Origin of the sequence: Fibrobacter intestinalis (assembly GCF_900167415.1) — a bacterium.
In the GTDB taxonomy this organism is placed as follows: domain Bacteria; phylum Fibrobacterota; class Fibrobacteria; order Fibrobacterales; family Fibrobacteraceae; genus Hallerella; species Hallerella intestinalis.
The window spans coordinates 1-9,566 of sequence record NZ_FUWU01000080.1; the positions used below are offsets into that span (position 1 = coordinate 1).

Below are 9,566 nucleotides of genomic sequence, written 5' to 3' on the forward strand. Positions count from 1 at the left end.
GCGGAACGACGGCGGCACCGTATCGACCGTGAAGGGCACGTTGTAGAAGTCGGAGCTGTCCAGGGTCCCGCCCACGGAATCCATCGTGACCGTGCGGAATTGCCAGACGTAGCCACCGGAAAGGCCGGACATCTCCCTTTCGGAAGTGAAAATGGCGTCCCGGTTCCCGGAGGGGACGCGCGTCATCGGCAAAAACGAGGAGGGGGAAGGCAAAGACGTGTCCTGGAAAATGGCGTCCCTCGCCGACACCACGGAGAATCCCTGGTAGCCCAGCACCGAGGCGTGCGCCCTGAAACCCGACACGCGGTTCACCGCCACGCCCGGCAGCGGCCACAGCGGCTCCAGCAGGTTGTCCGTCGCCTTGAACAGGTAGTAGAATCGCTGCGTGTTCGAGAGCCCGATCTTGTTCACCGTCGAGACCGTGACCGTGTTCTGGTTGTCCTTCTGCAAGAGGAGCAGGTTGTCGTAGCCGTATTTGCGCGGCTCAAAATCGAAAATCCCGTTCTTCTGAACGGGATGCCTGACACGTCCGCTGTCACCGACGCTGGAATCGACCGCCCACTCCCCGCCGCCGGAGCGCTTGTACACGACGCACGCGTCGCTCGCTTGCGCATCCTTAGATATATCGCACTCCCAAGCGATTTCTTCCTGATAGTTGAAGTTCATGCGGATTTGCCGCAACCTGTGCGGCATCAGGTCGTCCACCACGAAGGAATACTTTTCAATCCAGTCGTCCACGGCGATGGACGGCGCCGCGTAGCGTTCCATGTGGCGGATGGGCACGGATTTCGGGGCAAGCTCGCCGTCGGGCGTAAGGCCGTCCACGCGTTCCCAGCGGTCCACCTTCACGCCCATCCTTGACCAGTCGGAGGAGGAACGGAAGCGGAGGGGAGCATTTCGAATTGCTTCCATTGGTTTTACAGCCAAACCGCCATTCTTTCCATACAATCCTAACGAGTCCATTTTTGTTGAATCGATAGATTCCGTCCAATCATTTTCATTGTTCACAGCCAAATTCACAAACGGTTTTTCGTACAGAAAATCCTCAAGCAAATAGGACTCAACACTTTCGGAACCGCCCAAAATTTTTGTATAGGAATTCTTCTTAGATTTCTGTTTTTCGTGCCAATAATCCTGCGAAGGATTTTTGTGGTTTTCTGTCATGTCCTTGATAGCCTCAATCGTAGCCGGGCCTATAAATGCAGCCATGGCCGCTCCAGCCGATACGGCAAGGCCTGTTTTGGCTGCCGCAACAGCTGCGGGAGAAAAGACATTCAATGCTTCACTTGCATAAAGACCTGCTATCGTTGCGGACTGAATGCCGAGAAGAGTCGTGACCGTATTTGAATTATCGACATTTTCATTTGCCGCAAAAGGAACTTTTACAACATCGGCTCCGGGAGCATCAAATACTCTCACATTTTCTCCAGCGCCAGACCAATGCGGAATCAAAATGCTCCCTTGGTCAGAAAGAGAAAGGCCACCAAGAAGACCGAGCGCCCCTCCAGCCACTATGTTATTCCAGTAAGCGGGATTGTCTATTTCCGTGTGCGAAATCTGCGCAACAATATTCTTCACCATGGCGAACAATCCTTCAGGAATCATTACCGAAAAATACCGTTGCAAGTATTCCTTATTGGAGCCAAAAGTCAGACCGCCCACACCATATAAAACCCTGTACATAGGACTTTTGTCATTCCATTCCTTGCCATTCAACTTTTCCAAGTCGCTGGAACCTGGAACAACATAATTCGCCAAAGGATCCCCATCTTCAAAACCATAGCCTAAAGCCAGGTCAACAATCGCATCGACCAAACCATTGACGACATTTGTAGAAGTCATTCCTGTTGCAACGGCCATAAGTGCGGTCTGGTTCATTACTATGTCGTTTTTCCCAAGAATCCACGCAAGGCCGCTAACCAGCGCCATTTGCGTGTAAGTTTGCGCAGCCTTTGTCGTCACGTAATGCTTCATGTATAAAAGTCCATCTAGCGAATACGTTCCCTTATGCGGGCTATCCAACATAATTACCTTGTCAACATCACCATTATAATCATCTCCCTGAACATACTCGCGAGAGGCAAGGCCTCCCATACTATGGGCAATAAGGATATTGCGGTGAGTGTGGTAGCCAACAGAATCCTCATATCCCCTATAAATAGAAGCTCCCTTTCTTAATAGAAGTAAAGAATCACGCCCATGACTTCTCATTTCTTCAGCTTCTTCTAGCAACGAACGTCTAACTTTACAATTGTCACGTCCCTTCCATTTTCGATTGCCTATTTCGCCACCATTCACTATAGGTGTATTTGCTGGATTCAGAAAGGGACGATTTAGGTATATTCCAAAACGATCATTGACGTCTCCGTCCAAAATTTTTTCATTTATCCAGTCCGGCAACGTTTTCATCATCCCCGTAGCAGTTGATCGGCTTTCATCTTTCCACCACAGTGCGCCAGATTCTTGAACATAACCTTTTATGCGACCAAACACTTCATCTTTATCAGGGTTGTAATACGAGTACGCCTCATATAAATCATTCGCCTTGCAGTCCATTCCAGACAAACTATCGGCAGCACCATGTACAAGAATAATATTATAACGTTCTATGCTCTCCATCGGTTTGCCAAAACAAATGGAAAAAGTAATCAATGCGATGTAACAAACTATTCTTTTCATTTGGTCCCTCAATCAATGATCAAACACCATTTTTACTTTATTGTAATCGATTTTATAGTAATTATTCAAATAGCAGACAAACGAATTTTTAAATATGACTGCGTGATAAGAATTCAAAGCAGCCCCTTCAATTTGATCGTTCCATAAAGTATCACTTATCCCTCCACTATTTTTTATCATGGCACCCGCTAAAAAACGTTCATAATAAGACATTACTGTATCCTTCTTCACTGCGCCTACGCAATACTTAACCCCCTCATGATCCCACAAATCAGAACATCCTTTTGCAAAATTCTCAAGATTTTCATAGCCTGTTATTTTCTTTTTTTCCACATCCACGATTGCATAACCGCAACTTTCAGAACTTCCTATCAAGCGCCAATAACCATCTCCCCAAGGACGAATGGAACCGATTTTTTCAAGAAGTTTACAGCCAGACCATTCAAAATAACCCAAATCTTCAGACCCCTTCCCCAAAGTCCATTTGTGAAAGCGCCCTTCTTTCTTGTCAAGCTCTATTACAGTCGTGTCATCTATCAAATCATAAACATTTGTAACATATTTATCTTTGATTTTGCTACTTTTCCAAACATTTTCTTCCGTATAAAAATTATTCACTACAATTCGAGTTCCCAGTTCCCTTGTAGAACAATCATCGCCCAATGGTTTCGCCAGACAAGTTTCTTCCGTTTTCTCCTCTATAAACACAACTAAAGAATCTCCGGAATAACCAATCAATTTAGAGCTGGAAACATCTTCCACCGATTCATGCCAACACCCCCAGAGGCCTACACATACAAAAGTCCACCGGAAAAACAAATAAATGTTTAATTGTTTTTTCATACTTTCTCCATAGTAGGCAAAAGGTAGAAAATAATAAACGCTAAACAAAGAATAAATTAAAATAAGACTCAAGGAGCAGGTTGCTGTAGCCGTATTTGCGCGGCTCGAAATCGAAAATCCCGTTCTTTTGAACGGGATGCCTGACACGTCCGTTGTCGCCGACAGAGGAATCGACCGCCCACTCCCCGCCGCCGGAGCGCTTGTACACGACGCACGCGTCGCTCGCTTGCGCATCCTTAGATATATCGCACTCCCAAGCGATTTCTTCCTGATAGTTGAAGTTCATGCGGATTTGCCGTAGGCGGTGGGGCATCAGGTCGTCCACCACGAAGGAATACTTTTCAATCCAGTCGTCCACGGCGATGGACGGCACCGCGTAGCGTTCCACGTGGCGGATGGGCACGGATTTCGGGGCGGGGTCGCCGTCGGGCGTAAGGCCGTCCACGCGTTCCCAGCGGTCCACCTTCACACCCATCCTTGACCAGTCGGAGGAGGAACGGAAGCGGAGTGGGACGAGGGCGGAGACTGGCTGCATTCTTTGTGCGGAACGAAAGTCGTCGGCCTTCGCGAACAGCCCCACCGCACATTTTGCATTTTCACGATTACCCAGATAGTAACAGTTGCGGTTCTGCTTCGCTTCCGGGTTCATTTGCAGAGAGTCCAGCGTCGCCGAGTCCAGGAGAGCCAGGTTCACGAACGGACGCTCGTAGAGGAAGTCCTCCATGATCAACGGATTTATCGTCGTGTCGTTTACGGAAGACCCCGCAATCGGGGAAACCGTATTCGAGTAATCGGCATGCCAGGTATTTTGATTGGCGTACACATTGTCAATGGGCAGATTGTGCGAATCCGAAATTTCATTGATCAAGTCTTCAGACAGTAATGAAAAAAGCATGTTCGATAAAGTAATCGAAGATCCCACAACGGCGGCCACATTCGCCGCAACTCTTGCCCCCTCGAACCATGCCAAAGCAACGTCTGCGGCCATGCACACTGCACTTACTGTCGTCATCACGACATTCGCCGTTCTCCAAGCTTCAGCATCGGCATGCGGGGCGGCGTTAAAACGCCAACGCTTAACATCGGCAACACTGCTTTTCAGACTTTCCGTACTTTCCGCCCAGCTAGACGCCTTGGGAACAATGCTCGTCCCCTGTTCCCGTGAAGCCGCGGAAACAACCAATCCCATCGTGGCTGCTTTAGATGCAAGGGCGAACGCCTCCGAACTCATGGCATCGTCGCTTTCCGCAAGCTGCGAAAAGAAATTCATCATGGCCTGAGTGAGGGCTTCGGGAACAAATAATCCCGTCCAATCGGTAACCTTCTTGAACGGATCCGAATACGTAATGCTCTTTTCGCCGCCCATCAGCCTGAACATGGGTTGATTTTCGCTTGGAGAAATTTTCTTCAAATACGAGATATTGCCTTTTTCACCTTTCCCCGGGTTCACATACTTGACCAAAGGGTCGTCTTCCGAATAATCCTGCAGGTTGCCTTCCACAAAAAACGGAGCTACAAAATTTGTCAATCCCAACAATGTCGCCCAGGAGAGACTCGATATGGCGACCGATTTTGCCATGAAATTGCCTCGCATATTGAGACTCGCCAGCGATAAAGCGACAAGGGAAGTGGAAACACCTTGTAACGCTTCCCATTTATGCCCGACCAAGTCTAGCTGCATTTCAAGGGCACCAGTCCCTTCATGCGGACTATCGAGCGTTATCACCTTGTCCACGTCGCCGTGATAGTAGTCACTATTCTGCGTGTACTCACGAGCTACAACACCACCCATGCTGTGACCGATGAGAATGTAGCGGGAAGCCAGTTGACGGTAAAGGTCAGGATTTTGGCGGATGGAATCCAATGCCAGCTGTCCATATACAAACTTTTTTTCAACAGGATCGTAAAAAGAAGCCTTCACTTCCTGCGCCTCTTCAATCAAAGCACGACGATGGCCAAATTTTTCATTACCTTTGTTCCAAGTTCTGTCGCCAAGTTCAAAAGCGTTGTTGATGGAGTTATTAGGAGGAAGCGAAAAAGCACGCCAGTGATATACGCAGGAATTATGCACAGCCTCATAGGCACTGTCGTATATAGGCTCCTCGAATATTCTCGTTCTCAGCCATTGGTTCAAACGAGGTTTTTTCTCATCCACCTTCTCAACATAACGGCCAATATTAGCATTGCCAAGATAATTCGTCGCATCGTAAGCTTGCGGAAGATTTGAATTTTCCTCAAAGCCTTGCAATTCTCCATCATCATTCTTATGTCCGTATGCACCATGTAAAAGAAGCACGTTATAGTTCGTCAAACTTTCCATTGGCTTGGGAACAGCCCATGATTCGCAAACAATCAACAAAATCAAAAATAGAACAATCCACTTTCTCATACTTTACTCCAAATTCACCACAACATCGTTGCCTTTATAAAATTTTAAAGGTTCGCGCCATGTAAACGCAGAATCAAGACATGAAATTTCTTGATTACCAAGACTACATATATTTGCCCGAAGTTCTATCATATTTCCCCAAAAGATTCCCTTACTAAATGCCAACGGAGCTAAAAGTGTATCCTTTTCGTTCTTTAAAATATTCCCCTCAAGAAGCCGCTTTCCAGCAACAGAACAAATTACATCATCGCCCCATGCCCGAACATCATCGCACTTCTGAATCCACTTTAAATTTTCATCAAGCCGCTTATAAGTAAGTGTTTTGGCAACCGTATCCAAAACGGCATATTGGCACGTATCACCGCCTGCATTCAACATGGTATGCATATTCGGCGCAGAGTAGATTGTGCCCAAAGACAAAATAAGTCCATCAAGCCAATCGCGTAAACTTTCAACAGGAAAACCGATCTCACACCCTTCCATTTTTACAGAAATTTGATGCACGACCGGTTTCCCGCCTATTTTCCAAAAAGTCATCACAGGACCTTTCCATACCTTAGTATAACGAGCAGTTCGCCCACCCCATATAACAGAATCACTCAACTGCCCCAAGACATAATTACATTCTTCGTTAAAATTGTCCAATGTATCCGTCCATCTGGGGCCATTTTCTTGAACCCTGTAATTGAATACACGGAGGCGTTGATGTCCTCGCCCCCCGATAGCGTATCCATCGCTAGTTTCTTGAGACCATTCTTTGTCATCGGCAACAATTACCAAAGAATCATCTATAAAGCCAACAATTTGAGAATCACTAAAATAATCAAAAAACTCTCTTTCCCCGTCTTCAGGAAACCAATCGGAGCACCCCCACATGCCTACGCATGTAAGCATCGCCATCGCAACAGCAATCAGCGCCACATTTCCAAACTTTTTCAAACTTCGCCCTCCTTGTATATCTGCATGTTCAACGCCCCCGTCCCCTCATGCGGCGAATCAAGTGTTATCACTTTGTCAACTTCGTCATGATAGTAATTGCTGTTCTGAATCCATTCGCGAGAAACAACCCCTCCCATAGAATGACCGACAAGAATGTAGCGGGATGCAAGCTGGCGGTAAAGGTCGGGGTATTTGCGGATGATCTCGAGAGCCTCTTGTCCATGAATAATCTTTCCACTATCATTTACAGCGGAAGCCTTTACCTCTTGTGCTTCTTCCACCAAGGCACGACGACCACCAAATTTCTTGTCCTTATTCCAAGTTCTGTCGCCAAGTTCAATTACGTTATTTATGGAGTTGTTTGCAGGATTGGTAAACGAACGCCAGTGATAAATGTAAGAATTTAAAGGGCTGCGCGCCTTACCAATATCCGGCTCCTCAAACACCTTATTCGAAAGCCATTTGACAATGCGTTCGTTTCCGTCATACTTTCCAAGATACGCGTCTCCTAGAAAGGATGAATCGTTATATGCTTCGGCATACCCATTACTTTCTGCAATCCCCTTACTAGATTCATAGGCACCGTGAACCATTACCACATTGTAATTCGTGATACTTTCCATCGGCTTGGGTACAGACCACGACTCACAAATTATGGTAAGAATTAAAAACAAAACTATTCTTTTGGACATACACTACTCCAATTCAACAACGACTTCATCATTTTGATAAAACGACAAACCACCCCGCCATTCAACACCAGAACAAGCAACCACACCATCAGTTAGATTACACAAATTCGCATTAGGCCGTAAAACATTTCCCCAAAAATCCCCTATAGTAAATTTTACAGGAACATCAATAGAGTCTTTTCCGTTTCGCAAGAAAACTGCTTCGAAAGCCTGCTCTCCAGGCATAAAGCAATACACATCCTCCCCCCAAGCCCGAACATCATCGCATATTTCAATCCATTTTAAATCACCACTCAATCTCTTATACGTAATCGTTTTCGAAATCGTATCCAAAACAGCATACTGACATGTATCACCGCTTGCTCCAAGAGGTCCCCTTAAAATTATTTCTCCATTCAGCCACTCTCTCATTTTTTCCTGTTTGAATGTTACATTGCAGCCATCTTTAGAAACAGCCGCATTCACAACAGTAGGCCTCTGGCCCAATTTCCAAAATGAAAAAGAATCATTTCCATTTCCGCCCCAAATTACGGAATCCGACAACTGCCCCACCAAATAGGTAAAACTTTCCGTATCATCATTGTCAAGCGAATCAATCCATCTCGGACCGTTTTCCTGGACTCGATAATTATACACACGCAAGCCCTGATGCCCAACGCCCGTGCGATAGCCACCATTATTTGTAATAAACGTAGCCAATTCTTGCGACCACCCCCGCCAATCGCTTACAATCACAAGAGAGTCATCTATAAATCCGATGACTTTCCCTGTTGTTCTCGTATCATCCCACTCAATCGGCCCATCATGCGCTTCTAATTCCGAGCACCCCCAAAGACTTGCACTTGCCGAAACATTTAGCAAAATGCTAGCCACTAAAATCAATCGTTTTTTGTTCTTTTTCATAGTGGCAAAAATAAAAAAAACTACTAAATCATTGTGAATTATGAGCTGACGGTGTAGGCGACGGAAAGCAGGCTGTCGTCCGAAACGTAGGCGAACCCTTCCCGGCGATGGGGACGCTCCAGCGACGCGTATTCCCCGACGGCGGAGGCACCTTCGGGAACGACGGCACCCACCGTGTCGAACTTCAGGACGGGAGGGGTCCTGTCCACCCGGAATTCCGCGGATGCCGACCCGGCGTTCAGCCCCAGACCCTGCACCCTTTCCCAATCCCCCGCCGAAACCGTGCCGTCCGCGATTTTAGACACCAACGCGTTCACGGCATCGTAGGCAGACGCATTGGGGGCGGCATTGTCCACGGCGTACGCGCTCACGCGGTAAAGGCCGTCCTCCGCCAAAAATTTCCGGCTTGCAGAATCGAAGGGAACGGCGAAGTCCTGCGAAGCCACGTCGTAGAGGGAGGAAAGCTCCAGGGAATCCGCCAAGCCGCCGTCCACCCTCGACAATTGCCAGCGCATCGCCCGGATGTCGGGATTTTCGACCCCCGCGTCGTCCCACGCGAAGCGCGCGAGGAAGGAGACGCTGTCCGGATTGAGGGCGAAAGCCTCCGCGGAAAGGCGGAACGACGGCGGAACCGTATCGACCGTGAAGGGCACGTTGTAGAAGTCGGAGCTGTCCAGGGTCCCGCCCACGGAATCCATCGTGACCGTGCAAAATTGCCAGACGTAGCCCCCGGAAAGGCCGGACATCTCCCTTTCGGAATTGAAAATGGCGTCCCGGTTCCCGGAGGGGACGCGCGTCATCGGCAAAAACGAGGAGGGGGAAGGCAAAGACGTGTCCTGGAAAATCGCGTCGCTCGCCGACACCACGGAGAATCCCTGGTAGTCCAGGACCGAGACGTGCGCACTGAAACCCGACACGCGGTTCACCGCCACGCCCGGCAGCGGCCACAGCGGCTCCAGCAGGTTGCCCGTCGCCTTGAACAGGTAGTAGAAACGCTGCGTGTTCGAGAGCCCGATCTTGTTCACCGTCGAGACCGTGACCGTGTTCTGGTTGTCCTTCTGCAAAAGGAGCAGGTTGTCGTAGCCGTATTTGCGCGGCTCAAAATCGAAAATCCCGTTCTT

Annotated in this window: 7 protein-coding genes; all 7 read right to left on the reverse strand. The window is 48.1% G+C overall.

The window, feature by feature from the left end:
* A partial coding sequence (locus B5D40_RS14080) for an esterase/lipase family protein (protein ID WP_144319712.1) occupies positions 1 to 2,679 on the reverse strand: 2,679 nt, incomplete at its 3' end.
* Between the two features lie 12 nt (positions 2,680 to 2,691).
* Entirely contained in the window at positions 2,692 to 3,522 is an 831-nt protein-coding gene (locus B5D40_RS14090) for a hypothetical protein (RefSeq protein ID WP_078777428.1), read from the reverse strand.
* Between the two features lie 40 nt (positions 3,523 to 3,562).
* Positions 3,563 to 5,911 carry a PGAP1-like alpha/beta domain-containing protein gene (locus tag B5D40_RS14095; RefSeq protein ID WP_078777429.1) on the reverse strand — a complete coding sequence of 783 codons (2,349 nt, stop codon included), beginning with the start codon at positions 5,909 to 5,911 and terminating at the stop codon, positions 3,563 to 3,565.
* Between the two features lie 3 nt (positions 5,912 to 5,914).
* Positions 5,915 to 6,850, reverse strand: a complete 936-nt coding sequence (locus B5D40_RS14100; RefSeq protein WP_143394324.1) for a hypothetical protein — start codon at positions 6,848 to 6,850, stop codon at positions 5,915 to 5,917.
* Positions 6,847 to 7,542 carry a PGAP1-like alpha/beta domain-containing protein gene (locus B5D40_RS14105; RefSeq protein ID WP_078777431.1) on the reverse strand — a complete coding sequence of 232 codons (696 nt, stop codon included), beginning with the start codon at positions 7,540 to 7,542 and terminating at the stop codon, positions 6,847 to 6,849. Before B5D40_RS14105 ends, B5D40_RS14100 begins: the two co-directional genes overlap by 4 nt.
* Positions 7,543 to 7,545: 3 nt before the next feature.
* A complete protein-coding gene (locus B5D40_RS14110) occupies positions 7,546 to 8,445 on the reverse strand; it encodes a hypothetical protein (protein WP_078777432.1) in 900 nt (299 codons plus the stop codon).
* Between the two features lie 38 nt (positions 8,446 to 8,483).
* Positions 8,484 to 9,566: hypothetical protein (locus B5D40_RS14115; protein WP_234978179.1), on the reverse strand; the 1,083-nt coding region annotated here is incomplete at its 5' end.

What these genes read in the sequence shown, in the direction of transcription:
- B5D40_RS14090 (WP_078777428.1), bottom strand. Translation starts at nt 3,522, where the DNA reads ATGAAAAAACAATTAAACATTTATTTGTTTTTCCGGTGGACTTTTGTA.
- B5D40_RS14095 (WP_078777429.1), bottom strand. Translation starts at nt 5,911, where the DNA reads ATGAGAAAGTGGATTGTTCTATTTTTGATTTTGTTGATTGTTTGCGAA.
- B5D40_RS14105 (WP_078777431.1), bottom strand. Translation starts at nt 7,542, where the DNA reads ATGTCCAAAAGAATAGTTTTGTTTTTAATTCTTACCATAATTTGTGAG.
- B5D40_RS14110 (WP_078777432.1), bottom strand. Translation starts at nt 8,445, where the DNA reads ATGAAAAAGAACAAAAAACGATTGATTTTAGTGGCTAGCATTTTGCTA.